This is a genomic window from Stenotrophomonas sp. CASM106, assembly GCF_049384825.1.
Classification (GTDB): Bacteria; Pseudomonadota; Gammaproteobacteria; order Xanthomonadales; family Xanthomonadaceae; genus Stenotrophomonas; species Stenotrophomonas muris.
Genome location: NZ_JBMRFS010000008.1, coordinates 14,870 through 38,919 on the forward strand (window position 1 = coordinate 14,870; position 24,050 = coordinate 38,919).

Here is a 24,050-nt window from a genome sequence, read left to right on the forward strand (position 1 = left end):
GCATCAACGCCGGTCCGCTACCTCGCCGTAAAACCAGTATTCCTGTTCCAGACCGTCGTCGTGGTCGGTGGGAGGAATGCTGACCTGCACACCTCGCTCCTCAACGCCTTGGGGTAGGACGAGCTGCCATTCGGCGGAAAGACTGCGCGAGGTGATGGCGGTGACCTGGCCATCCGCTGTCGAGGCGACGTGGCCCTGGAAGTACGCTTCGTCCAGGTAAAGGCAAATCTCGCTGGAGAACATCCCTGGCTGGGCGATGCAGCAGGTTACCCGCACAGTAGCTTGTGAAGCGGGCCGCGACTGGATCAGATTTGCGCAGGCGCTGATGAGCGATTGGGCGCAGGCACGCTGGATTCTCAGGGTGGTGGCCGGCCAGGGTTGGCATCTACCGGAGCAGCCCTCGGAAGCGCCGGGCCATGTCCGGCGGCGCGTCAGTAGTGGCCAACCTTGGTTGGCAGCCGTTTGTGCAAGCGCCAACCAAGGTTGGCGTCTACCAGAGCATGGTCATCGGCACCGGGTCGATCACGACACGGGGACGGTAGCGCCGGGCCATGCCCGGCGGGCGGGTGCCTCAACGCACGTCGCGCAGTTCCCAGTGGCTGCCGGCCAGCAGGCGCAGGCGCTGCTTGAACACGTCACTGTCGATGCGGGTGGTGGCGACCAGGTTGATGCGCAGGTCCTTCTGCTCGCCGGTCACGGTGGCCTCCGGGTCGGTCACGCCCCACTGCGGTTCCACCGCATCCGGGTCGGGCTGCTTGGCCTTCCAGCGTTCGAACAGCGTGCCGCTGCGCAGGGCATCCTGCAGCTCTTCGGCGAAACCGGCGGCGCCCTGGGAATGGAAGGACAGGTCAGGGTCGTTGCCGCGGGCCTTGGACGGATCGGGCAGGCTGATGTGGTACTGCGCAGGCATGGAGTTCTCCTTGAAGTGCGGCAAGGCTGGCACAGTCGGGGTGGAATCGATGTGCAGATTCCGGCCGTGGCCAGCGCTCATTCGAACCGATGCGGCCCATCGGCAAATCCCACGGTGACCGCGCCCTTGCCGACGTTGACCATGCCGGTCAGGCTCATCACCGATTCGTACACGGTCACGCCATGGCCGGCGCAGACCTCTTTCATCTGTGCATAGCCGGGCAGGCTGCGCAGCTCGTCCAGTTCGCCGCCGTAGCTGACGCACACCGTCGGCGTCATCAGCCCGGCACGCACGCGCTGGCCGACCACCGCGAACAGCTTCTGCACGGCGCTGTCGAAGCCCTTGATCTTGGCCACCGGCCCGGTCTCGCCACGGTAGCCGTGCAGCACCGGCTTGATGTCCAGTGCACTGCCCAGTGCCGCGCTGAGCAGGCCGACACTGCGGTCGCCCTTGTGCCGCGCGCGTGCGCGCATGTAGTACAGGTCGCGGGTGATCATGTAGCCGTGCACGTTGCCCGCCAGTTCTTCCAGCCGTTCGCGGATCTGCTGCACGCTGGCGCCACTGTCACGCAGGCGGACAGCCTCCACCGCGGTCACGGCCTGCGCGGCGAACAGGTTCTGGGTATCAAGTACGCGCAGCGCGAACGGCGAGTTGTAGCCCGCTGCCTGCCGCACCGGCTTGTAATCGTTGAGGATGGCGAAGCTGGCCTGCAGCGCGTTGTCGTGGATCGGGCTGCGGGTCTTGGTGATGGTCATGCAGAACACGTGGTCGTAATCGATCACCAGCTGCTGCAGGAACAGGTCGCGGATCTGGTTGACGCTGAAGGGGATGGTTTCCGCTTCAGCGCCATGTTCGGCCACATGCGCGTGCAGGAAGCTCAGGGTGGCCTGCTCATCGCGATGATCGGCCAGCACGGCTTCGCCGATCCGTACGGTGATCGGCAGCAGCACGATGTTGTGCTCGGCAATGAAGTCCTGCGGCAGGTCGCAGGCCGAGTCGACGACGATTCCGATGCGCATCCGCGGCTCCCCCTCCAGGGCGGTTGTAGGTTCGGAAATGTGAAATCTATCTCAAATTCTGGCGTGGCGCGCGAGGGAAACGCGGCACGCCCTGTTCAGCGACTGCGCTGCACGGCCACCGGAAGCTCGGCCAGGCGCTGCCATTCGGGCTGCCGCAGCAGATCCGGGTCGGCCAGCACCGCCGCCATCAGTGGGTGGGCGTCGTTGCCCCAGAACAGTTCGCCATCGATGGCCAGGGTCGGCACGCCGAACACGCCGGTTGCAATGGCGGCCTCGGTGTTCCTCCGCAGCTGCTCCTTGACCGCGGGAGTCGCGATGGCGCTGGCGACATCCTCGATCCCCAGCCGCGCGGCTGGTTCGCGCAGGGCCTCGGCGCTGTCGGCGGCATTGCCGTCGCGCCAGATCCAGTCGAACAGCACGTCCACCGCCTGTGCGCTGCCACCCGCGGCCAGGCACAGGCGCAGGGCAGACAGCGGATTGAACGGGTGGCCCGGCGGGAACCGCAGCGGTGTGCCTTCGGCCTGCGCGGTCCACAGCAGCTGGCGGTAGATGAAGCGGCGCTTGGCCGGAATCTCGGCCGGCCCGAGGTTGCCCAGGTGATGCAGCACGGCACCAAAGGCGATCGGCACCGGCTGGATCCGCGGGAACTCGGGCAGCTGCTTCAGCTTCTGCCAATGCAGGTAGGAGTACGGCGAAACGAAGTCGAAATACCAGCGCAGGGTGGCCATGGTGGTGTCCTTCAATGCGGTCAGGGCTGCGCGTTGCGCAGCAGGTAGCGATCGCGCAGCTCGGTCTGGCGCGAGCGCATCGGCATCGCCCGCCCGCCCAGCCAGACCTGTTCGGCATAGTGCGCCACGTCCAGCGGGTCGCCCTCCCACAGCACCAGGTCGGCACGCTTGCCCGGCTCGATGCTGCCGATCTGGTCGGCCACACCGAACGCCTGCGCCGGCACCCGGGTCAGGCCGGCCAGGCCGTCGGCCCAGGGCAGTCCATTGGCCACGGCATTGCCGGCCAGCTGGCGCATCTTGCGGGCGTTGTGCGAGGCGTCGCCACGCTGCACGAACGAGACCGCCACGCCGGCCCGTTGCAGGCGTGCCGCATTTTCCAGGGTTGCACCTATCTGGTCGAAGCTGGCCGGCAGGTTGGACAGCACGTCGACGAACACCGGCACCTGCGCGGCGGCCAGCTCCGGTGCCAGCTGCCAGGCTTCGCTGCCACCGGCAATGGCGATCTTCACCTTCTCGCGGGCGGCCCAGCGCAGCAGCTGGCGGATGTCCGCCGCACGGTCCACCTCCACCACGATGCGGCCCTGGCCGGCCAGGTAGCGGCCCAGCGTGCGGCGCCCGGCCGGGGTCAGCAGCGCATGCGGTGAGTCCGCGGCGACCTGGCCACGCGCCTCGGCCACCATCTGCTGCAGCAGCATCCATTGCGCCGCACGCGAATGCCCGGTCAGTTCCACTGCGGCCGACCCCAGGCGCAGGAACAGCGCGCGCGGCCCGAGGGGATCGGCGCTGCCGTCCAGCCGCATCACACCGCCCTGGCCAGCGACGAAGCCGCCACCGGTGGCGGCCCCCAGGGCGGTGAAGCCGATGCCGTCCAGGCGCGCCACCGGGATCAGCACCGAGGCCGGGTTGTAGGCCAGGGTGACATCGAATTCGGGGCGCAACGGTTGTTCGCCGATCTTCAGCGTGCTGTCGACCGTGCTCGCTTCACCGGAGACTTCTTCGATGCCGATCTCGGTGATGCCCCCGAACAGCGCGGGTGTCAGCGGGCGGCCATCGGCCTCGACGACGTTGGCCCCGGCCGGTGCGGACAGCCCGTTGCCGACTGCGCGGATGATGCCGCCCTGCACCAGTACATCGGCGTGCTGCAGGCTGCCGCGCGCGCTGGCCGTATGTACGGTGGCGTTGCGGACCAGCAGGTCCTGCGCCTGCGCAGCTGCGGAGAGGTAGACCAGCACCATGACCGTAGCGCCGAGCCAAGCCCGGCGACGCTTGTTCAACGCGCCCATCAGTGCACCTCCTGGCCGAGCTGGAAATCGGAACGCGGCGTCGCTGCCGGCGCACTGCGGTCGTACAGGCGGCGGCCGTCGATGAAGACCTGTTCGGCCAGCGCGTAGGAACCGAAGGGGTTGCCGTTCCACACCACTACGTCGGCCATCTTGCCGGCCTCCAGGGTGCCGGTCTGGCCTTCAATGCCCAGCGCTCTGGCGGCATTGGCCGTCATCCAGGTGATGGCATGTTCGGGCGTGATCTCCGGCATGTGCGCGCGGCGCGCGGCGGCGATCACCTTGGCCGCTTCCTGGTTCAGGCGCTGGATGCCTTCGGGCGAATCGGAATGGACGATGGCGCAGCTGTTCTTCGGCCGGTCGACCAGTGCGATGTTCTCCGGAATGCCATCGAAGGCTTCCATCTTGAAGCCCCACCAGTCGGCCCACAGCGCACCGCAGACGCCGTCGGCGGCCAGCCGGTCGGCCAGCTTGTAGGCCTCCACGCCGTGGTGGAAGGCCGCCACCTTGAAGCCGAATTCCTTGGCCAGGTCGAGCATGGTGGCCATCTCGTCGGCGCGGTAGCAGTGGATGTGCACGCGGATGTCGCCTTCGATCGCGCCGGCCAGCGTGTCCAGCTTGAGATCGCGCTTGCCGCCGGCATCACCGGCGCTGTCGCCCTTGTCGCTGCCGAACCAGCCCTTGCGCTTGGCCGGCTTGGGTTTGTTCTTGGCGATGTAGTCGGCAGCATCGATGAAGGCGGCGCGGTAGCCGGCAACGTTGCCCATCCGCGTGGCTGGGGCGACGTTCTTGCCTTCGCCGTAAACCCGTTTCGGGTTCTCGCCGCAGGCCATTTTCAGCCCCCACGGAGCACCCGGGAATTTCATGGCCTGGTAGGTGATGGCCGGCACGTTCTTCAGGGTCACGCCACGGCCACCGACCAGGTTGGCCGAGCCAGGCAGCACCTGCATGCTGGTCACGCCTCCGGCCAGGGCTGTAGCGAAGCCCGGGTCCTGCGGCCACACCGAGTGCTCGGCCCAGACATTGGCGGTGACCGGTGCGGTCATCTCGTTGCCGTCGCTGTGCGCGCCGACGCCCGGGCTGGGGTACACGCCCAGGTGCGAGTGCACGTCGATCAGGCCCGGGGTGACCCACTTGCCCCGCGCATCGATGCGGGTGACCCCGGCATCGGCCTGCAGCTGGCGGCCCACGGCGACGATGCGGCCCTCGCGCAGCAGCACGTCGGCGTTGTCCAGGCGCTGGCCGGTGCCGGTCAGCACGGTGGCGTTCTGGATCAGCACCGGCGCATCGGGATGCGCCTGGTAGGTGCTGGGGTAGGGATCGGCGACGAAGCGCGAGGCGCCCACCGCCGGTGCCGTGCTCAACGAAACCAGCGCCATCCCAAGAGCGGCGCGCAACACCATCGATGCCATGCAGAGATCCCCAACCCACGCGTGAATCCGCCGACGCTATCCGTCGTCGATACCACTTGCCAAGTGACCTTGGGCAGGGGCAGGGGTGGGGATTTTCCTATACAAAAATTCTGAACGAAGCATTAATTTTTTGTGACACCTGCCGCTACCAACGGGTGGGACAGCGAGCGCTGACCCGCCGTGAGGTGTGCTTTGCATTGCTCCATGACGGAGCTGCACCTGAAATATTTCAAGGAATCAAGGACGTAACTGCAGATGATTGTCTTCCCGTCGTATCGCTCCACCGCTTCCCGCCGCTCGATCCTCCCCTCACCCCTGGCCTCGGCCATTGTTGGCTCGCTGCTGATGGCCGCCGCTCTGCCGGCGCTGGCCCAGGACAGCAACGCAGACGCCTTGTCGCGTTACCAGTTCCAGCGCAGCCTGCAGGCCGCGTTTGCCGCACCGGTCCTCACCGCTTCGCCGTCGCTGGCCGTCGCCGCCGCCGATGTGGAAGTCGATCCGGAACCCATCATGGGCAAGCCGGGTGATGCCGCCAGCTGGCGCACCACCGAATTCAACAGCGACTGGGGCCTGCAGGCGATCAACGCCGATGTGGCCTACGCACGCGGCCTGACCGGCACCGGCATCCGCCTGGGCGTGTTCGACAGCGGCACCGGCCTGGACCACGACGAGTTCGCCGGCAAGGACCACCGCAGCATCCATCTGGCCGACGTGCTGGCCGATGGCAGCCTGTGCGCGCGCGAAGTGCTGAGTGGCCCGGACGCCTGCTTCGCCAGCGACGGTGGCCAGGTGGCCGTGTCCTACCAGCTGCTCGACCCGGACTATGCCGATCTGCTGGAGCGCAATGGCTTCTACGAAGGCCTGAGCTACAACGTGCACGGTACCCACGTGTCGGGCACCATCGCCGCCAACCGTGATGGCCACGGCACCCACGGTGTTGCCTTCGGCGCCGACCTGAGCGTGGCCCGCCTGTTCTCCAACAGCGCCACCTACCTGTCGGTGGTGAATATCGGCGGTTCCCTGTATCTGGACGAACAGACCATCGCCGCCATCCAGGCCGACGATTCGATCTACCCGCAGCTGTATGCGCAGATGAACGAGCAGGGTGTGCGCGCCATCAACCACAGCTGGGGCCTGGCCAACGAGCCGACCACAGCGGAAGACCTGGACATGTACCAGTCGCACCCGGTGTTCGCCGCCAGTCTGGCTGCGATGGCCGAAGGTTCGCGCAGCAGCGGCCTGATCCAGGTATGGGCCGCTGGCAACACCGATTCGCCCAACACTTCGCCGGAAGAAGCGCCGATTGCCGGCATGTATGCCTCGCTGCCGCGCGCCGTCGCCGACGTCGAGCCGTACTGGCTGGCCGTGGTCAACGTCAATCAGGACCTGGAGCTGAGCAACCGCTCGATGCGCTGTGGCCTGGCGGCGAACTGGTGCCTCGCCGCGCCCGGCTCGAACATCAACTCGACCGTGTACGGTCCCGATTCGGTGATCGAAGGTGATTTCTACGATGACAATGGCAACCTGGTGGTGGACATCATCAGCCAGACCCCGTCGTCCGATTACGAGGAACTGAGCGGCACGTCCATGGCCGCCCCGCACGTCACCGGCGCGCTGGGCCTGCTGTTCGAGCGCTTCCCGTACCTGGACAGCGCGCAGGTGCGCGACGTGCTGCTGACCACCGCCACCGACCTGGGTGCTGCAGGCGTGGACGATGTCTACGGCTGGGGCCTGATGAACCTGGCTGCGGCCGTCGAAGGCTACGGCTCGCTGCGCGTGGACACCGAAGTGGTGATGAACCAGAAGGCCGGCGGCCTGAAGGTGTGGGAAGGTGATGCATGGGACGACTGGACCAATGACATCGGCGGCCCGGGCAAACTGACCAAGAGCGGCATCGGCTGGCTGCGCCTGAGCGGCGACAACAGCTTCAACGGCGCGGTGGTGCGCGAAGGCGTGCTGGAACTGGACGGCGTGAACACGCTGACCAGCGCCGTGGACGTGACCGGCGGAACCTTCCTGCTGAACGGCACCCTGCAGAACACAGCGCTGAACAGCCTGGGCGGCAGCAGCCGCATCACCGCCACCGGTGTGCTGGACGGCTCGGACCTGACCGTCACCGGCGGCGTGGTGTCCTTCAACGGCGTGCAGACCGGCGGCAGCACCTTCGTGGGTGAAAAGGGCACGCTGAAGGGCGTGGGCCAGCTGGGAAACACCACCGTGGCCGGCATCATCGCTCCGGGCAACTCCATCGGCACGCTCACCATCAACGGTGACTATGTGCAGACCGCCACTGGCGTGTACCAGGCCGAGGTGGCCCCGGGCAGCCGCAGCGACCAGCTGCACGTGACCGGCACCGCCACCCTGGGCGGCACCCTGGTGGCGCTGCCGGAACCGGGCACCTACTACCTGGGCGAGCAGTTCAACTTCATCCAGGCCGACGGCGGCGTGAACGGTCGGTTCGCCAGCACCGATTTCAGCGCCTTCTCGCCCTTCCTGCAGTTCGGCCTGGCCTACTCCGCCGCCGGCGCGCGCATTGAAGTGACCCGCGGCAACGCGCTGGCTACCGCGGCCACCACCGCCAACCAGTTGGCCGTGGCCACCGTGGTCGACGGTCTGGCGGTCAACCAGGGCCTGCCGCGTCCGCTGACCATGCTGTTCCCGGAACAGGTGGGCAGCGCACTGGACAGCCTCAGCGGCGAGCTGCATGCCGCCACCAGCGCGGCCCTGCTGGAAGGCAGCCGCTACGTGCGTGATGCCGCGCTGGCCCGCCGTGCCGGTGCCGCTGCACCGGGTGCCGAAGGCGGCGACGCCACCGGTGTGTGGGTGCAGGCCCTGGCCGGCAGCACCACGCTGGACGGCAACACCAACACCGCCCGCACCGAAGCCAACAGCAACGGCCTGCTGGTCGGTGCCGACCGCGAGTTCGGCGGCTGGCAGGTGGGCGTGCTGGCCGGTACCGGCCGCACCGACGTGAAGCAGGGCGAAGGCCGCCGTGCGAGGTCGAAGGTGGACAACACCCACTTCGGCGCCTACGCCAGCCACAACTGGGGCGGTTTCGGCCTGCGTGGCGGCCTGGCATGGAGCGAACACGATGTGGACAGCACCCGTGAGCTGGCGTTCGCCGGTTACAGCGACACCCTGAGCGCCCGCTACGACGCGCGTACCCGCCAGGCCTTCATCGAAGCGGCCTACCGCTTCGGTGGCCGCGAGGCCGGCCTGGAGCCGTACGTGCAGGTGGCCCGCGTGGAAGTGGACACCAAGCACGTGAACGAGCGTGGCGGTGCTGCGGCCCTGCAGGGTTCGGTGGACGACGTGCGCACCACCCTGGCCACGGCCGGCGTGCGCTTCGACAAGGGCCTGAAGGCCTCGTTCCAGCAGGACAGCTGGTTGCACGTGCGCGGCGCGGTGGCGTACCGCCACGCCAGCGGCGACCGCAACCCGTCGGCCCGCCTGGGCTTTGCCACCGGCGGCGACAGCTTCGTGGTCAACGGTGCACCCATCGCCGACAGCGCGGTGGTGGCCGAACTGGGCCTCTCGGCCTGGCTGACCGCCAAGCAGCAGCTGGAACTGGGCTACAGCGGCCAGTTCGGCGACGAAAGCCGTGACCACGGTGCCAACCTGCGCTGGTCGGTGCGTTTCTAAGCCACCGGCTCCCGCAGGGAAACCAGGAGGGGCGGCCGTTGGGCCGCCCCTTCTCTTTGTGTGGCAGGGCAGGCGCAGCGTTGCCTACAATGGCGCCCCTGCAGAACCGGACCGGGCATGAAGAGCAAACAGGAAATCGTCGACAACTGGCTGCCGCGTTATACCGGCGTTCCGCTGGACCAGTTCGGCCAGCATATCCTGCTGACCAATTTCGGCGGCTACCTGCACACCTTCTCCGCGCTGACCGGCGCCCCGGTCATCGGCCTGGACCGGCCGATGGCCAGCGCCACCATCGATGGCATCACCATGATCAACTTCGGCATGGGCAGCCCCAATGCCGCGATCATCATGGACCTGCTGTCGGCGGTGATGCCCAAGGCGGTGCTGTTCCTGGGCAAGTGCGGTGGCCTGAAGCGCAAGAACCAGCTGGGTGACCTGGTGCTGCCGATCGCAGCGATCCGCGGCGAGGGCACTTCGGGCGACTACCTGCCGCCGGAAGTGCCGGCCTTGCCGGCGTTCGCGCTGCAGCGTGCGGTCTCGACCATGATCCGTGATCTCGGCCACGACTACTGGACCGGTACCGTCTACACCACCAACCGCCGGGTCTGGGAGCACGACGAGGCGTTCAAGGAGCGGCTGCGGGCGATGCGCTGCATGGCCATCGACATGGAAACCGCCACCGTGTTCGCCGCTGGCTTCGCCAACCACATTCCCAGCGGCGCACTGCTGTTGGTGTCGGACCAGCCGATGATCCCCGATGGGGTCAAGACCGAGGCCTCCGATGCCAAGGTCAGCTCCCAGTTCGTGGAAAACCATATCCAGATCGGTATCGAGGCGCTTAAGCTTATCCGGCGCAACGGCAAGTCGGTCCGCCACCTGCGCTTCGACGAATGATGATGATGGCCTGGCGCGGCGCGCCGGCCCTGGGGAGTAGGTGATGGACGTTGCCGCGCACGTGGTGGAATTCTGGAAAGAGGCGGGCCCTGCGAAGTGGTTCGCCCGCGATGATGCGTTCGACGCGCAGTTCCGCCAGTTGTTCCTGGATGAGCATTTCGCAGCCGCCTCGCGCGCGCGCGAACACTGGCTGGGCAGTGCCGAGGGCGCACTGGCGCTGATGCTGCTGCTGGACCAGTTCCCGCGCAACTGCTTCCGCGGTAGCGCCCATTCCTACGCCACCGATGGCCTGGCCCGGCACTACGCCATGCGCGCCATCGAGGAAGGCCTGGACCTGCAGCTGGTGCCCAAGCTGCGCGCCTTCATCTACCTGCCGTTCGAGCACTCCGAGGATCCGCTGGACCAGGACCGCTCGGTGGCGATGTTCGACGTGCTGGGCGACAAGGAATACCTGCAGTACGCCGAGCTGCACCGCGACATCATCCGCCGCTTCGGTCGCTTCCCGCACCGCAACGCCGTACTGGGTCGCATTCCTTCACCGGAAGAGCTGGACTACCTGGCCGAAGGCGGTTTCGCCGGCTAAGAAAAAGGGGACGGAGGGAATTAAGTCGTTTTTGCCACAAACGACTTAATTCCCTCCGTCCCCTTTTTAGGGGTCAGATCGCCTTTCCGCAGGAAAGGGCTCTGACCCCGGGCCTTCAATCAGTACTTCGGCACGCCGTTGTCGACGTCTTCCGACCAGGCGTTGATGCCGCCGGTGACGTTGAACACCTTGGTGAAGCCCAGGGCGCGGAACTGCTCGGCGGCCTGCGCGCTGCGGCCACCGTGGTGGCACATGAAGGCCAGCGCGGTGTCCTTGGGCAGGGCTTCCAGCGCGGCGCGGCCGTTGCCGTCGAAGGTCTTGAACGGCACGCCCACGGCGGCGATTTCACGCTCGTCGGCCGGGCGCACGTCCACCAGGGTGATGTTGCCGGCACGCACCAGGTCGTCGGCATCGCGCACGCTGATTTCCTGCACCGGCTTGGGCGCATTCGGGTTGTCGATGGCCAGGCCCTTGCCGCGGATGTCGTCCACCCAGTCGATGGTGATGCCGTTGGCGCGACGGGCGCTGGCCAGGTCGAACTGCACGCGCAGGCCGTTGGACTCGGCGGCGATGGCGCCTTCGTCGTGCGGGGCCAGCTGGAAGTTCGGCTGGAAACCGGCGTCGATGGACAGCTGCAGAGCAGCGCCCGGGGCATCGGCCAGCGCGCCCTTGAGCATTTCCACGGCCGCCGGGGTGACGGTGATGCTCGGCGGGGTACGGTCCGGCGCGGCCAGGCCCAGCACGCTGCTCAGCTCGCCGCTGGCAGCCATCTGCAGCACGATGTCGCTGCCGCCGACCAGTTCGCCGTCGATGTACAGCTGCGGAATGGTCGGCCAGTCGCCATAGGCCTTGATGCCTTCACGGATTTCCTGGTCGGCCAGCACGTTGACGTGGGCGAACTCGACGCCGAGGTCCTGCAGGGCGCCCACGGCCTTGGCCGAGAAACCGCACTGCGGCATCGACGGCTGGCCCTTCATGAACAGCACGACGCGGTTGGCGTTGAGGATGGATTCGATGCGCGAACGCAGGGCGGGATCGAGGGACATGGACGTCGGGGTTCCGGGAATTCGAATCATCAATTCTACCCCTCATGGCATCATGGGGGATGAGCAACGCAGGAACATTGCATCGCATCCCGACCCGGCCCTGGCGCTGGCTGCCCTGGCTGGTGGCGTCGCAGCTGGCCGTGATCCTGGTCTGGGCCCTGGCCGGCTGGCACTGGGGGCTGCCCGTGATGGTGGCCAGCCACGCACTGTTCCTGGTGCCGGTATTCCTGCCCAACAGCCGCTTCTACGCGCCGGTGCTGAGCCGGATGGGAGAGGCCGGAAACAGCGTCTGGTTGACCATCGATGACGGTCCCGGCCCGGAGACCCGTGCGGTGCTCGACCTGCTGGACCGCTACCAGGCCCGCGCCACCTTCTTCCTGGTGGGCGAGCGTGCGCTGGCACAGCCGGAGCTGGTGCAGGAGATCCTGCGCCGCGGCCACGACCTGGGCAACCACAGCCACAGCCATCCGCAGGCGCGCTTCTGGCGGCTGGGCCCGGCAGCGATGCGTGCCGAGATCGAGGGCTGCCAGCATGCGCTGCAGGCGGTAAGCGGCCGCCCGGTGCGCTGGTACCGTTCGGTGGTGGGCATGACCAATCCGTTCGTGGCGCCGGTGCTGAAGGCGCTGGGACTGGTGCGCGTGGGCTGGAGCGCCCGTGGCTACGACGGTGTCGGCTGCACGCCGGAGGGCGTGCTGTCGCGGCTGCTGCCGGACCTGCGCCCGGGCGCCATCGTGCTGCTGCATGAGGGGGCCGCCCACGGCCACAACCTGGCGATCATCGAACGCGTGCTGCAGGCGCTGGACGAGCGGGGGCTGAAGGCGCGGCTGCCGGTTCCGTAACGCCGGGCCCTGGTGGTGTAGAGCAGCCGAGCATGGGCTCGGCGCTACAGGGGTTGCCGATCATCCTGTAGCGTAGCGCCGGCACATGCTGCACTCGGCGCTACAACGCGGGGCGTTCGGCCACCAGCAACCAGCTGTTGAACGGCGTGCGCCCGTGCAGGGGGCGCGGGGCCGTCACTTTCAATCCGGCCTCGGCCAGTGTCGCCTGCAGCACCTGCGGGTCGGGGTAGTGGCGCGGCCGCGTGCCCATCCAGCCGACCAGCCAGGCCAGCCGGTCCGCCACCCGCGTGGTGCGGTCGCGGCCATCGCCGGTGGCCAGTGGCGTGCGCAGCAGCAGGCGGCCGCCGGGAGCGACCCGCATACTGGCCTCACGCAGCAGTGCCTGCTGTGGGCCCGCGTCCAGGTACTGCAGCACATCCAGCAGCAGCACATGCCCGGCCTGCGCCGGCAGCGGCGCCTGCACGTCCAGGCAGTCGAAGCGCACAGCGGGCAGGCCGGTGGCGGCACGCTGGGCGCGGGCGATCTTGCCGGCATCCACGTCCACGCCCCGGTAGGGCTGGGAGCCACCGCGCTGGCGCAGCACGTGGGCGAACAGGCCCAGCCCGCAGCCCAGGTCCAGCACGGGTTGCCCGTCGCCAGGCAGGTGCTGCAGCACGCCGTCATACAGCGGGTCGCTGCCCAGCTTGCTGCGGGTGTAGTAGTAGTCGCGGCGGCTGGCCCAGGCGTGTGCGGGGCGGAATGCCTCGGCGATCGCGCGGGCCTGCGCGGCGCTCAAGGGTGTGCAGGGCAGGGGCGGGCCGTTCCGTGGCGTGCCATCCATCGGGTCAGTCCGTTCCGCCGAGCAGGTGGGCGGCGACCGGCAGCGCGCGCGCGCTCCACAGCGCGTACATCCGTGCTGAAGGGTGCAGGCCGTCGTCGGCGATCATCGCCGGGTCGCCACCGTGGTCACGGCTGATGTCGGTGATGTCGACGAAGGCCACGCCCTGCTGGGTGCAGATCACTTCAGCGGCCGCGTTGAATTCGTCGGTCTCGATCTCGATCGCGGCCAGGTCACGGCCGCTGCCGATACCGAACGGGGTTGCACCCCAGTCGGGGAAGGACAGCACCAGCACACGCCCGGGGCGGCCACCGGCAAAGCCGATCGCCCGCTGCAGCAGGGCGTGGAACTGTACGCGGTACTCGTCCAGCGGCCGGCCGCGGTACTGGTTGTTGACGCCGATCAGCAGGCTGACGAAATCGAACGGGCCCTGCGGCGCGGCCGCATCGATGCCGGCGTCCAGCTCGTCGGTGGTCCAGCCGGTGGTGGCGATGGTCTGCGGGTCGGCCAGCGCCACATCCTGCGCACGCAGGGCGGCGGCCAGCTGGTGTGGCCAGCGGCCTTCAACGGCAACGGCTTCTCCGATGGTGTACGAATCGCCCAGCGCCAGGTAGGACAGCGCCACGGCTCAGGCCACCGAACGGCGCGGCTTCAACGGTACGACCTTGGTCGCGTCCTCGGCACGGCGGGCCAGCACGCGGTCGATGCGGGCAAACACATCGCGCATCACCGAGGCTTCCGGCAGCAGGGTCACGCGGAAATGATGGCGGTAGGGCACGTTGAAGCTGGAACCCGGTACCACCAGCACGCCTTCATTGTTCATCAGATCCAGCGCGAAGTTGTGGTCGTCGAAGCCCTTGGCGGCGGCACCGACCACGGCCGGGAACGCGTACAGCGCACCGGCCGGCGCGACCAGCGACAGGTGCTCACTGGCTTCGCAGGCTTCGATCACCGCGCGGCGGGTTTCATACAGGCGGCCGCCCGGGGTACACAGTTCGGAGATGGTGTCCGGGCCGTTCACCGCGGCTTCGATGGCGTACTGGCCCGGCACGTTGGCGCACAGGCGCAGCGCGCCGAGCAGGTCCAGCGCGGCGCGGAAGTCGCCCAGGCGCGCGTCGTCGCCGCTGAGGTGGGCCCAGCCCACGCGCCAGCCGCAGGCACGGTGCACCTTGCTCAGGCCACTGAAGGTCAGGCACGGGTGGTCGCCGGCCAGCGGCGCGACCGGCTGGAATACCGCATCGTCGTACAGGATCTGGTCGTAGATCTCATCGACCAGCAGCAGCAGGTTGTGGCGGCGCGCGATCTCGACCACGCGCTCGAGCAGTTCACGCGGGTAGCTGGCGCCGCTGGGGTTGTTCGGGTTGATCAGCACGATGGCGCGGGTGCGCGAGGACACCAGCGTCTCGATCTCGCTCGGGTCCGGCTGGAAGCCGTTCTCGGCGGCGCAGCGGTAGTACACCGGGCGGCCATCGTTGAGGATGGTCGAGGCCGACCACAGCGGGTAGTCGGGTGAGGGCACCAGCACTTCGTCGCCCGGGTTGAGCAATGCGCGCAGCGACAGGTCGATCAGTTCGCTGACGCCGTTGCCGACGAACACACGGTCGGGGTGCGCATCCGGTGCGCCACGGCGGGCGTAGTACGCCGCGATGGCTTCGCGTGCGACCGGCAGGCCCTGCTGGTGGGTGTATGGATCGGTGCGGCCCATGTCATCGGCGATCGCGCGCTGCAGGTGCTCGGGCGCGCGGAAACCGAAGTTGCCCGGGTTGCCGATGTTGAGCTTGATCAGCTTGCGGCCCTGCGCCTCCAGCTCCCGGGCTCGCCGCGCCAGTTCTCCGCGGATTTCGTAGCGCACTTCGGAAAGGCGCTCGCGGATGGCCAGGGGCTTGGGCGAGATGGTGGACATGGGGGCTGGGCCGTCAAAAGGCATGGGGATTCCATCCTACCGGAATTGCTGCAGTGCATGGCAAGGGTGCCGGGCTTGTCATTGCTGGGCTGGCAGGGCGCCGGCGCAGGTAGAATGGCGGCGATGACCCAGACCCCCGATTTCATCGCCCTGCAGACCATCGGTTGGCCCTGGCCGGGCCCGGCGCAGCAGGCCGACTGGCAGGCCGTGATGGCCGCGCACCCGCAGGCCCGCCCGGCGCGGGTGATCGAACAGCACCGCACCCACTACGTGGTGGCCGATGGCCCGGATGCGTCGATCAAGGCCGAATCGCTGCCGGAATGGCAGCGCCCGCGCTTCCCCAGCCACGAGCGGCCTGCAGTGGGCGACTGGGTGCTGCTGGACGGCATCCGCATCGTCGCGCTGCTGCCACGCCGCACCGCGATCAAGCGTGGCGCCGCCGGCGAGCACTACCACCAGCAGGTGATCGCGGCCAACATCGACACGGTGTTCATCGTCTGCGGCCTGGATGCCGACTTCAATCCGCGCCGCATCGAGCGCTACCTGCTGCTGGTCGGCGGTGGTGGTGCAGAACCGGTGGTGGTGCTGACCAAGGCCGACCAGACCGAGTACAGCGAGGATGCGCTGGCGGTGCTGGAAGAGCTGGAGATGCAGGGCATCGCGCTGCATGCGATCAACGGCCTGGATGCCGACAGCGTGGCGGTGCTGCAACCGTGGCTGGGCCCGGGCCGCACGGTGGTGCTGGTCGGTTCCTCCGGTGCCGGCAAATCCACGTTGACCAACACCCTGCTTGGCGAGCAGCGGATGAAGACCAACGCGGTGCGCGCCAACGATTCGCGTGGCCGCCATACCACCACCCACCGCGCGCTGATGCCGTTGCCGACGGGCGCCTGCCTGATCGACACCCCGGGCATGCGCGAGCTGAAGCCGACCGGTGAAGAGACGCTGTCCGAAGGTGGCTTCGCGGACATCGAGGCGCTGGCCGCACAGTGCCGTTTCAACGACTGCAAGCACCAGCAGGAACCAGGTTGTGCGGTGCGTGCGGCGATCGAGGCGGGCGAGATCGAAGAAAGCCGGTTGCTGAACTACTTCAAGCTGAAGGAAGAAGTGGCTGCCGCAGCCGCCAAGCTGGCGGTACGCCAGGCCGAGACCGCGCAGGAGCGCGGCGGCAAGAAAGGCAAGGGCCAGCAGTTCCGCCCGGCAGGCAAGCCGCGTAGGCGCTGATCGGTACCGCGGGGTCGGATCCCATTGCGCCGCAATGGGCTCTGACCCCTGCAATGAACCCGCCACTGCCTGCTTCGAGCGGGTGCCAACAGCCCGCGCCTGGTAGGTGCCAACCTTGGTTGGCACGGGTGTGTCGGCAAGCCCGCCGTCGGCGGATGCCAACCAAGGTTGGCACCTACCAAAGCAGGGGCACGGCGTTATAGTCCGCGCATGGAACCGACTGCGACGCTGGACCGTGACGTGGCCCACCATGCAGCGCTCGATGCGCGCCTGGTCGAGGCCGTGGGAGGCATCCGCCTGCTGGGCCTGACCAGCTGGCCGGCCACGCTGCAGGCACCGTTCCTGGACAGCGTGGCGCGCGGCCAGCCGGTGCTGCCGAAGGTGGATTACCCACGGCTGGACTTCAGCGAAGAACGTCGCGCGCTGGCCGCGATCGCCGCCGACTGCGACGACACTCATCCGCTGGGCCACTACGTGCGGCAGTCAGCGCAGAGCTGGGACCTGGCCGCGCAGCTGCTGGAAGGACTGGGCACCGCCGCCGTTGATACCTGTTCGGTGCAGCTGTTCGGCGCCCCCGAGCAGCCGCTGCCGGGCAATGGCCCGAGCACGCGCGACGCGGCGCGCCACTTCATACAGATTGCCGCCGAACTGGACCACGAACTGCTGGCGCCGGAAGAGCAGGTGCCGGTCTCGGCCATCGCCCTGCAGCTGCAGCTGCAGAATGATCTGGATGCGTTTTTCGAATCGCGCATCATCCAGGTGCAGCTGGATCCGGAACTGGTGTCCAAGGCCGCCGCCGGCCCGACCCGCATCCGCCTGCGCACCAGCGCGCGCTTCAGCGCCTACGACCGGGCGCAGCTGTTCCACCATGAAGCGCTGGTGCATTCGCTGACCGCATTGAATGGCCGCGGCCAGCCGGTACTGCCGAGCCTGGCGTTGTCCTCGCCACGGGTAACGGCGACCCAGGAAGGGTTGGCGACCTTCGCCGAGCAGATCACCGGCAGCATCGACATCGAGCGCCTGAAACGCATCAGCCTGCGTACCGAAGCGATTGCGATGGCACGCGAAGGCGCTGATTTCATCGAAGTGTTCCGCTATTTCTGCGATGCCGGGCAGAACGCGGAAGAGAGTTTCGCCTCGGCCCAGCGCGTGTTCCGTGGCGTGCCGCCGAGTGGCGGCCTGGCGTTCACCAAGGACACGGTGTACCTGCGCGGCCTGGTATCGGTGCATACCTTCTTCCGGCACATGCTGGCCGAGGACCGCCTGCAGGTCTGCCGCTGGTTGTTCGCCGGCAAGATGAGCCTGGCCGATGCGATCGCGTTCGCGCCGCTGTTCGAGGCGGGGGTGCTGAAGCCGCCGCGCTGGCTGCCGCATTGGGTGAGTCGGGCGAACGGCCTGGCCGGCATGCTGGCGTTCTCGCTGTTCGCCAACCGGATACGGATGGACCAGCTGGCGCCGGAATGAAATGCGTTGGCGGATCCTCCTGCGCCTGCCTGCTATCGGCTGGGAGGAGGCGGGGCACCCTGGTCAGGACACGCAAAAGCCCCTCCATGGTGCTCGATGGCGCCATCCATGGCGCCAACGGTCCTGACCAGGGTGCCCCGCCTCCTCCAGACAATTTCCTGCGGGCGCGGCAGCAGGTCCACCAGAGGGATTGCGTTTGAAAAGCTTGAAAAGCAAAGCGCCGGTCAATGCCCGGCGCTTTGCTTTTGCTCTAGCTTTCCATTGCCTCCGCGCCGGCGCTGGGAATTGCCTACCTGCGCCATGCAGGAACACTCAATGCGCCGCAGCGCCCGCTTCTGACTTAGAACTCCGCCGCCACCGTCATGAACAGCTGCCGCGGTGCGCTCGCATGGATCGCATAGCGCGTGCCCTTCGGATCAGTCGGTGCGAACGAACTCAGCTGGCCGGCGTAGCGCTTGTTGGTCAGGTTGGTCGCGTTCAACGACACCCGCACGTTGCGCAGGCCCAGGCCCGGGCCGAAATCGTAGCCCGCACCGGCGTCGAAGGTGGTCACGCCCGGCACCGACTGGTCGTTGGTGTAGGTGTAGTAGCGCTTGCCGGTGTACTTCGCACGCAGGCTGGCGAAGAAGCCGTCGCGGTTCCAGCTGATCTCGCTGGAGGCCATGCGCTGCGGCGTATCCACCGTGATCTTGCCGGCCACCGGAACGATCGCACCGCCCGAGGTGTAGTCATCCTCGTAGGTGGTCTTGTTCCAGGACAGCGCGTTGTACCACTGCAGGCCATCAATCGGCTTGAGGATGAAAGTCAGTTCCGCGCCATGGCTCTTCACCGAACCGACGTTGATGAAGCGCGTCACGCACTCCGGGCGCGTGCCGACTTCGATGCTCGAACACGGGTTCAGCGACAGCAGGCGGTTGTCGAACTTGACGTTGTATGCAGCGATCGACGCCTGGTACTTCTCGCCGAAGGTACGGAAGCCGGCTTCCAGGCTCTTGGACTTCTCCGGTTCCAGCCCGGCGCTGGCCGCGAACGATTCCGGCGACACCTGCAGCGGGCCGCCGCTGCCACCGCCGACGAAGGCGGCGATGTTCTCGGCGTAGGAGGCGAACAGCTCGTTGTTGGCGTTGAGCTTGAAGCCCAGGCCTACCTGCGGCAGCACCGATTCCTTGGCGGTCAGTGTGCCCGACGCAATGCGGGTTTCAACGCCGGGCTGCGCGGTGGCGCGCATGCGGGTGTTGGGGCTCTTGATGCCCACGTCCACGGTCAGGCGCTGGTCCAGGAAGCGCATGCGGTCCTGCACGTATAACTGGCGCGTGCGGATGTCGAAGTCCTGGTTGAACAGCAAGCGGTCGGGGTTCTTCAGGTACAGGTCGTCCAGGAACGGGCCGCTGATGTAGTAGAAGTTGCGCGACACGTTATGGTCGTTCTGCTCGTACCACAGGCCGGCTTCCAGCTCGTGGATGCCCACCGTCCACGACAGCGCGGCGGTCAGGCCATCGCGGTTGATCGTGTAGTTGGTGCTGCGGATCGAGATCGGCAGCATCCTGTCGGTACCCGGGTAGGACGGCTGGCCCGGTGCCCACCAGTGGCCCTGGCCACGGTTGTCGTGGTGGTAGGCCAGCAGCTTCAGGCGGCCCTGCTCGCCCAGGCGCAGGTCGGCATCGACCGAGTACAGGTTGTCGTCGCGCAGCGCACGGCTCTGATAGTACGCATCGTCGATGCTGTTGACGCCGCCGCTGAACTTGCAGCGCGCCTTGTTGTAGGTGCCAGGCGCGCAGTACGCGGCGGCGACGGCGCGATCCCAGTCCGGCGCGTAGATGTTCCAGTCATACCCCAGTCCGCGTGCCAGCATGTCCTTGGACAGGTAGGCATAGTTGGCCTGGCTGGCGCGCGAGGTCGCCACGAACGCACCGAAACGGTGGTCGCCAACGTTCCACACTGCCTTGGCATTGAACTGGCGGGTGGTCTGGTTCTGGTACGGCGCGGCCCACATGTCCTGGTCCTGGTGCACGCCGGACACATAGGCCGAGAAGCCGTTGAGGTCGCCGGTGTCCACGCGCAGGTAGCCGCGGCGCTGGTGGTTGTCGCCGACGGTGACGCTGGCGCGGCCACCGAATTCGGTGGATGGATCCATCGAGAAATACTGGATGGTGCCGCCCAGGTTGCTGGTCGAGGCCACGCCCAGCGAACCAATGCCCTGCGACAGTTCGGCGCCGGCCAGGTTCTCGGCGATGATCGCGCGGGCGATGCTCAGGCCGTTGTAATTGCCGTAGCTGTTGTCGCCCAGCGGGATGCCGTCCAGCGTGTAGCCCAGGCGGCTCTTGTCGAAGCCGCGCAGGCTGATGGTCTGCGATTCCTCGTTGGCGCCAAAGGCATCGTTGGACTGCACCGACACGCCCGGAAGGCGATCGAGGATCTTCTGGCCACTGGTGCCCGGCGGCAGCACCTGCTTGTCCACGGCAGTGATGCGCTGCACCTGGCGGGTCTCGCCCTGGCCGATCACAGAGACGGTATCCAGCGTCTGCGCGCTCAGCGCGGCATCGGTGCTGGCGCCGGTATCGGCGGTGGTGGCGGCATGGGCGCTGGCAGCGGCGGAGAGCACGATCGCTACGGCGATCGTCAGGTGTCGGGTCTGCATGGTGGTCCGTTGCATGGGGGGTGATCACCGGCACGCGTGCGCGGTGCAGGGCCACTATGCGAACGGAACATGAAACCTTCTTTACGGAAAACCAACGAATGGTGCCGGGCACCCGCGCAGGTCCCGCAGCCGGATGAAAAAGGGGCCGGATTCCCTTCGCAAGCAAAGGTTCACCGGCCCCGCGCACTCCGTGGGGGAGGCGGTCCACGCGCAGCGTGGAGAAAGGCTCAACCCATGTACAGGCCACCGTTGACCGGATAGTCGGCGCCGGTCACGTACGAGGCTTCATCCGAGGCCAGCCACGCGCACAGGCCGGCCACTTCTTCGGGGCGACCCAGGCGGCGCACCGGCACCGAGGCCGCCAGCCGGTCCAGTACATCCGGCGGGAAGCTGCTGATCGCCTGGCTGGCGATGTAGCCCGGCGACAGCGTGTTGACGGTGACGCCGCGCGAAGCCACTTCGGCGGCCAGCGCACGGCTGAAGCCATGCATCGCGGCCTTGGCGGTGGCGTAGTTCACCTGGCCGATCTGGCCCTTGTGGGCGCTGACCGAGCCGATGTTGATGATGCGGCCCCAGCCCCGCGTGGCCATGCCGTCGACCACCTGCTTGGTCAGGTTGAACAGCGCGTTGAGGTTGGAAGCGATCACCGCGTTCCAGTCCTCCACCGTCATCTGCCGGAACAGCAGGTCGCGGCTGCCGCCGGAGTTGTTGACCAGTACATCGACCTCACCCACTTCGGCGCGGACCTTGGCGAACGCGGCGCTGGTCGAGGCCCAGTCGGTCGCGTTGCCTTCGGAGGCGATGAAGTCGAAGCCCTGTTCGCGCTGCTCGCGCAGCCAGTTGGCCTTGCGCGGCGAGTTCGGCGCGCAGCCGGCAACCACGGTGTGGCCGCTGCGGGCCAGGCTCTGGCAGATGGCAGTGCCGACACTGCCCATTCCACTGGTGACGTAAGCGATTCGAAGCGTCATTGCAGAAGGCTCCTTGGCAAAGGGTCAGGCGGCGAGGGGATACAGGCCGAACAGCAGGCTGCCGATCATCAGCAGCATCGAGATGGCGATGGCCCACTTCAGGGTGAACTTCTGGTGGTCGGCGAATTCGACCTTGGCCAAGCCCACCAGCAGGTAGGTGGACGGCACCAGCGGGCTGAGCAGGTGCACCGGCTGGCCAGCCAGCGAGGCGCGCGCCATTTCCACCGGAGTGATGCCGTAGTTGCCGGCGGCCTCGGACAGGATCGGCAGCACGCCGAAGTAGAATGCGTCGTTGGACATGAAGAAGGTGAACGGCATCGATGCCACCGCGGTGATCACCGCCAGGTACGGGCCCCACGATTCCGGAATCACCGCCAGGAAGCTGTGCGACATCGCTTCGACCATGCCGGTGTTGTTGAGGATGCCGGTGAAGATGCCTGCGGCGAAGATCAGCGACACCACCGACAGCACGTTGCCGGCATGGTTGACCACACGGCGGCGCTGCTCGGCCAGGTTCGGATAGTTGATCACCAGGGCGATGGCGAAGCCGACCATGAACAGCACTGGCATCGGCAGCACGCCGATGATCAGCGCGGTCATCAGTGCCACGGTCAGCGCCAGGTTCACCCACAGCAGCTTCGGGCGCTTGATGTCTTCGGCGTCTTCCACGGTCGGCAGCGGGTTGCTGTCATCGGACACGCTGTTGTCCATCCAGCTGCCGCCCTTGGGCAGGGTCACCACGCCGAGGCGACGGCGTTCCTTCAGGCCCAGGTACCAGGCCAGCAGCAGCACGCCGGCACAGGCGATCACCATCGACGGGATCAGCGGCACGAACACGTCGGCCGGGTCCACGTGCAGCGCGGTGGCCGCGCGTGCGGTCGGGCCGCCCCACGGGGTCAGGTTCATCACGCCGCCGGCAAGGATGGTCACGCAGGTCATGTTCAGCGCGTTCATGCCCAGCCGCTGGTACAGCGGCAGCATCGCCGAGACGGTGATCATGTAGGTGGTCGAGCCATCGCCGTCGAGCGAGATCAGCATCGCCAGCACCGCGGTGCCAAGCACGATCTTCATCGGATCGCCCTTGACGAAGCGCAGGATCACCCGCACCAGCGGATCGAACAGGCCGGCGTCGATCATCACCCCGAAGTAGAGGATGGCGAACATCAGCATCACGCCGGTCGGCGCGATCTTCTTGATGCCCTCCAGCATCATCTCGTCGATGCCGGCACCGAAGCCACCGATCAGCGCGAACAGGATGGGAATGGTGATCAGGGCGACGAGCGGCGACAGGCGCTTGCTCATGATCAAGTACATGAACGTAATGACCATGCCAAAGCCGAGGATGCTCAGCATCATCTGCGGACTCCTTGCGAAAACAGGACGTGGGGAGTGGAAGGGGCCGGGCGCCGCGCGCCCGGAATGTCGGGCCTAGAAGTCGTACTGCAGGCGGCCGGTGACCGCGCGCGTGCGGTCCACCGTCACCCCGGCCAGGCGGTCGCGGTTGCGGCTTTCGATCACGTTGAGCATGAAGCGCAGGTTGTCGCGCAGGTACCAGTTGCCGCCCAGCGTCCAGGCTTCGGTGCTGCCACGGCGCAGGTCCGGCGCGCCGTCGAGGTGCTGCGCGCCCCACATCTGGTCGTAGCGCAGCGCCACTTCGAATGCACCGGCCTTGTGGCGGATGTCCTTCACCCGCGCGAAGCGCCCGGTCTTGCGGTCATAGGCGCGGCTTTCGCCGGTGACGAACCAGCTGAGCATGCCGTAGGCAGCCATCACATCGCCGCGCTGGGCGCCGTCATCGAAGGTGGCGCCACTGAACTCGCCCTGCCACGACAGCGGGCCGCGCACCTGCGCGTATTCCAGCGACCACTTGTTGACGTCGGTATCGCGGCCGGCGGAGAAGTCGACCAGGGTCAGGCGGCTCTCGTCCGACAGATGGCCGGCCGGGCGCGGGCGGATGCGCAGGCCGGGCACGCCGTTGGCGCCGGGGTTGTCGTAGGCCTCGCGGGCCAGCGACAGGCCCAGGTGCAGCACGTCGCCATCGCTGGGCGAGGGCGCCCAGGTGACGCGGCCACCGGCAGCGCGCCCCTTCACCTGCCAGGCGTCGATGCTCTCCAGGCTGTAGAGGCTGGCCGCCCAGGTGAAGTCACCGGGGTTGGCCTGCCAGGACGCACCCAGGCGGTACAGCGGCGCCAGGGTGGTGCCGGCGTTGCCGCGCTCCAGGAAGCTGCCGTAGTTGGAGCTGGTACGGTCATCCAGCGAGAAGTACTGCTTGAACTGGCCCACGGTCAGCTTGCCGGCCTTGCCGAAGCTGCGTGCCAGGTAGACATCCTTGGCCTCGACGCGGTCGCCGGAGAAGTCGGCTTCCAGCTTGTAGTCGACCACGAAGAACTTGCCGGACACATCGACCCATGCACGGCGGATCTCGGTGTCATCCTTGTTCGGCGTTCCGCGGTTGTCGTTGTCGAAGGTGGCGAAGTCCAGGTGCAGGCGGCCCCCCAGGGTGGCGGTGACCGGACGGTCGTCTTCGGCGGCGAAGGCCGGCACCGACAGGACAGCCAGCGCCATCATGGCGGCAGGACGCCGCCAGGCAAACGTGAATTCCACAAACCCTCCCAGGTGCGCGCCAGGCGCGCGGCAATCGTGGGCACCGGACGGTGCGCGGCCGCAGTCTGGGTCGGGCAAG

20 protein-coding genes are annotated in these 24,050 nt (G+C 67.6%); 6 read left to right on the forward strand and 14 right to left on the reverse strand.

Translation table 11 applies throughout. The features are described from left to right. Positions 1-3: 3 nt before the first annotated feature. From VG556_RS17360 to VG556_RS17385, 6 genes are all read right to left on the reverse strand, one after another. On the reverse strand, positions 4-477 hold the full coding sequence (locus VG556_RS17360; RefSeq protein WP_238381488.1) for a DUF3916 domain-containing protein: 474 nt from the start codon (positions 475-477) through the stop codon (positions 4-6). Between the two features lie 94 nt (positions 478-571). Beyond that, a complete protein-coding gene (locus VG556_RS17365) occupies positions 572-910 on the reverse strand; it encodes a hypothetical protein (protein ID WP_005410998.1) in 339 nt (112 codons plus the stop codon). 77 nt (positions 911-987) lie between these two features. Then, positions 988-1,929: a DegV family protein gene (locus tag VG556_RS17370; protein ID WP_032956590.1), complete on the reverse strand. Its 942-nt coding sequence runs from the start codon at positions 1,927-1,929 to the stop codon at positions 988-990. A 95-nt stretch (positions 1,930-2,024) separates the two neighbouring features. Further along, on the reverse strand, positions 2,025-2,657 hold the full coding sequence (locus tag VG556_RS17375; RefSeq protein ID WP_032956588.1) for a 2-hydroxychromene-2-carboxylate isomerase: 633 nt from the start codon (positions 2,655-2,657) through the stop codon (positions 2,025-2,027). Positions 2,658-2,677: 20 nt separating this feature from the next. Then, a complete protein-coding gene (locus VG556_RS17380; RefSeq protein ID WP_100450591.1) occupies positions 2,678-3,940 on the reverse strand; it encodes an amidohydrolase family protein in 1,263 nt (420 codons plus the stop codon). Continuing rightward, a complete protein-coding gene (locus tag VG556_RS17385) occupies positions 3,940-5,349 on the reverse strand; it encodes an amidohydrolase (RefSeq protein ID WP_049405624.1) in 1,410 nt (469 codons plus the stop codon). Before VG556_RS17385 ends, VG556_RS17380 begins: the two co-directional genes overlap by 1 nt. Positions 5,350-5,604: 255 nt before the next feature. On the opposite strand from VG556_RS17385, the gene VG556_RS17390 reads away from it, so the two are divergent. The 3 genes from VG556_RS17390 to VG556_RS17400 all read left to right on the forward strand — a co-directional run bounded on the left by VG556_RS17390 (position 5,605) and on the right by VG556_RS17400 (position 10,468). Then, on the forward strand, positions 5,605-8,991 hold the full coding sequence (locus VG556_RS17390; protein ID WP_046432460.1) for an autotransporter domain-containing protein: 3,387 nt from the start codon (positions 5,605-5,607) through the stop codon (positions 8,989-8,991). 117 nt (positions 8,992-9,108) lie between these two features. Further along, on the forward strand, positions 9,109-9,885 hold the full coding sequence (locus VG556_RS17395; RefSeq protein WP_005419211.1) for an AMP nucleosidase: 777 nt from the start codon (positions 9,109-9,111) through the stop codon (positions 9,883-9,885). 43 nt (positions 9,886-9,928) lie between these two features. After that, positions 9,929-10,468, forward strand: a complete 540-nt coding sequence (locus VG556_RS17400; protein WP_014648372.1) for a DUF924 family protein — start codon at positions 9,929-9,931, stop codon at positions 10,466-10,468. Between the two features lie 119 nt (positions 10,469-10,587). Here the strand turns inward: VG556_RS17400 and grxD are convergent, their stop codons facing one another. Further along, positions 10,588-11,514 (reverse strand): Grx4 family monothiol glutaredoxin, encoded by a 927-nt coding sequence (gene grxD, locus VG556_RS17405; protein WP_032956577.1) that lies wholly within the window; start codon positions 11,512-11,514, stop codon positions 10,588-10,590. 59 nt (positions 11,515-11,573) lie between these two features. On the opposite strand from grxD, the gene VG556_RS17410 reads away from it, so the two are divergent. Beyond that, positions 11,574-12,353, forward strand: a complete 780-nt coding sequence (locus VG556_RS17410) for a polysaccharide deacetylase family protein (RefSeq protein WP_032956574.1) — start codon at positions 11,574-11,576, stop codon at positions 12,351-12,353. A 100-nt stretch (positions 12,354-12,453) separates the two neighbouring features. Here the strand turns inward: VG556_RS17410 and VG556_RS17415 are convergent, their stop codons facing one another. The 3 genes from VG556_RS17415 to VG556_RS17425 are packed head-to-tail and all read right to left on the reverse strand — an operon-like array spanning position 12,454 to position 15,073. Further along, a complete protein-coding gene (locus VG556_RS17415; protein ID WP_046432455.1) occupies positions 12,454-13,173 on the reverse strand; it encodes a class I SAM-dependent methyltransferase in 720 nt (239 codons plus the stop codon). Between the two features lie 4 nt (positions 13,174-13,177). Next, a complete protein-coding gene (locus VG556_RS17420) occupies positions 13,178-13,795 on the reverse strand; it encodes an SGNH/GDSL hydrolase family protein (RefSeq protein ID WP_032956572.1) in 618 nt (205 codons plus the stop codon). A gap of 3 nt (positions 13,796-13,798) precedes the next feature. Further along, positions 13,799-15,073 (reverse strand): pyridoxal phosphate-dependent aminotransferase, encoded by a 1,275-nt coding sequence (locus tag VG556_RS17425; RefSeq protein WP_032956570.1) that lies wholly within the window; start codon positions 15,071-15,073, stop codon positions 13,799-13,801. Positions 15,074-15,187: 114 nt separating this feature from the next. On the opposite strand from VG556_RS17425, the gene rsgA reads away from it, so the two are divergent. Then, positions 15,188-16,297: a ribosome small subunit-dependent GTPase A gene (gene rsgA, locus VG556_RS17430; protein WP_032956568.1), complete on the forward strand. Its 1,110-nt coding sequence runs from the start codon at positions 15,188-15,190 to the stop codon at positions 16,295-16,297. 210 nt (positions 16,298-16,507) lie between these two features. Next, complete coding sequence (locus VG556_RS17435) at positions 16,508-17,761, forward strand: flavohemoglobin expression-modulating QEGLA motif protein (protein WP_075076345.1); 1,254 nt, start codon at positions 16,508-16,510, stop codon at positions 17,759-17,761. A gap of 340 nt (positions 17,762-18,101) precedes the next feature. Here VG556_RS17435 and VG556_RS17440 read toward each other — a convergent pair whose 3' ends face one another. The 4 genes from VG556_RS17440 to VG556_RS17455 all read right to left on the reverse strand — a co-directional run bounded on the left by VG556_RS17440 (position 18,102) and on the right by VG556_RS17455 (position 23,935). Continuing rightward, on the reverse strand, positions 18,102-20,399 hold the full coding sequence (locus tag VG556_RS17440) for a TonB-dependent receptor (protein WP_100450590.1): 2,298 nt from the start codon (positions 20,397-20,399) through the stop codon (positions 18,102-18,104). A gap of 227 nt (positions 20,400-20,626) precedes the next feature. Next, a complete protein-coding gene (gene phbB / locus VG556_RS17445) occupies positions 20,627-21,367 on the reverse strand; it encodes an acetoacetyl-CoA reductase (protein ID WP_005419193.1) in 741 nt (246 codons plus the stop codon). Between the two features lie 24 nt (positions 21,368-21,391). Next, the gene (locus VG556_RS17450; protein WP_005419191.1) at positions 21,392-22,720 is read right to left on the reverse strand and encodes a CitMHS family transporter; all 1,329 of its coding nucleotides are present in this window, start codon (positions 22,718-22,720) and stop codon (positions 21,392-21,394) included. Between the two features lie 75 nt (positions 22,721-22,795). Then, entirely contained in the window at positions 22,796-23,935 is a 1,140-nt protein-coding gene (locus VG556_RS17455; RefSeq protein WP_032956563.1) for an OprO/OprP family phosphate-selective porin, read from the reverse strand. Between the last annotated feature and the right edge of the window lie 115 nt (positions 23,936-24,050).

Coding starts and splice junctions, on each gene's coding strand:
- VG556_RS17365 (WP_005410998.1), bottom strand. CDS start 910: ATGCCTGCGCAGTACCACATCAGCCTGCCCGATCCGTCCAAGGCCCGC.
- VG556_RS17370 (WP_032956590.1), bottom strand. CDS start 1,929: ATGCGCATCGGAATCGTCGTCGACTCGGCCTGCGACCTGCCGCAGGAC.
- VG556_RS17375 (WP_032956588.1), bottom strand. CDS start 2,657: ATGGCCACCCTGCGCTGGTATTTCGACTTCGTTTCGCCGTACTCCTAC.
- VG556_RS17380 (WP_100450591.1), bottom strand. CDS start 3,940: ATGGGCGCGTTGAACAAGCGTCGCCGGGCTTGGCTCGGCGCTACGGTC.
- VG556_RS17385 (WP_049405624.1), bottom strand. CDS start 5,349: ATGGCATCGATGGTGTTGCGCGCCGCTCTTGGGATGGCGCTGGTTTCG.
- VG556_RS17390 (WP_046432460.1), top strand. CDS start 5,605: ATGATTGTCTTCCCGTCGTATCGCTCCACCGCTTCCCGCCGCTCGATC.
- VG556_RS17395 (WP_005419211.1), top strand. CDS start 9,109: ATGAAGAGCAAACAGGAAATCGTCGACAACTGGCTGCCGCGTTATACC.
- VG556_RS17400 (WP_014648372.1), top strand. CDS start 9,929: ATGGACGTTGCCGCGCACGTGGTGGAATTCTGGAAAGAGGCGGGCCCT.
- grxD (WP_032956577.1), bottom strand. CDS start 11,514: ATGTCCCTCGATCCCGCCCTGCGTTCGCGCATCGAATCCATCCTCAAC.
- VG556_RS17410 (WP_032956574.1), top strand. CDS start 11,574: ATGAGCAACGCAGGAACATTGCATCGCATCCCGACCCGGCCCTGGCGC.
- VG556_RS17415 (WP_046432455.1), bottom strand. CDS start 13,173: ATGGATGGCACGCCACGGAACGGCCCGCCCCTGCCCTGCACACCCTTG.
- VG556_RS17425 (WP_032956570.1), bottom strand. CDS start 15,073: ATGTCCACCATCTCGCCCAAGCCCCTGGCCATCCGCGAGCGCCTTTCC.
- rsgA (WP_032956568.1), top strand. CDS start 15,188: ATGGCGGCGATGACCCAGACCCCCGATTTCATCGCCCTGCAGACCATC.
- VG556_RS17435 (WP_075076345.1), top strand. CDS start 16,508: ATGGAACCGACTGCGACGCTGGACCGTGACGTGGCCCACCATGCAGCG.
- VG556_RS17440 (WP_100450590.1), bottom strand. CDS start 20,399: ATGCAGACCCGACACCTGACGATCGCCGTAGCGATCGTGCTCTCCGCC.
- phbB (WP_005419193.1), bottom strand. CDS start 21,367: ATGACGCTTCGAATCGCTTACGTCACCAGTGGAATGGGCAGTGTCGGC.
- VG556_RS17450 (WP_005419191.1), bottom strand. CDS start 22,720: ATGCTGAGCATCCTCGGCTTTGGCATGGTCATTACGTTCATGTACTTG.
- VG556_RS17455 (WP_032956563.1), bottom strand. CDS start 23,935: ATGATGGCGCTGGCTGTCCTGTCGGTGCCGGCCTTCGCCGCCGAAGAC.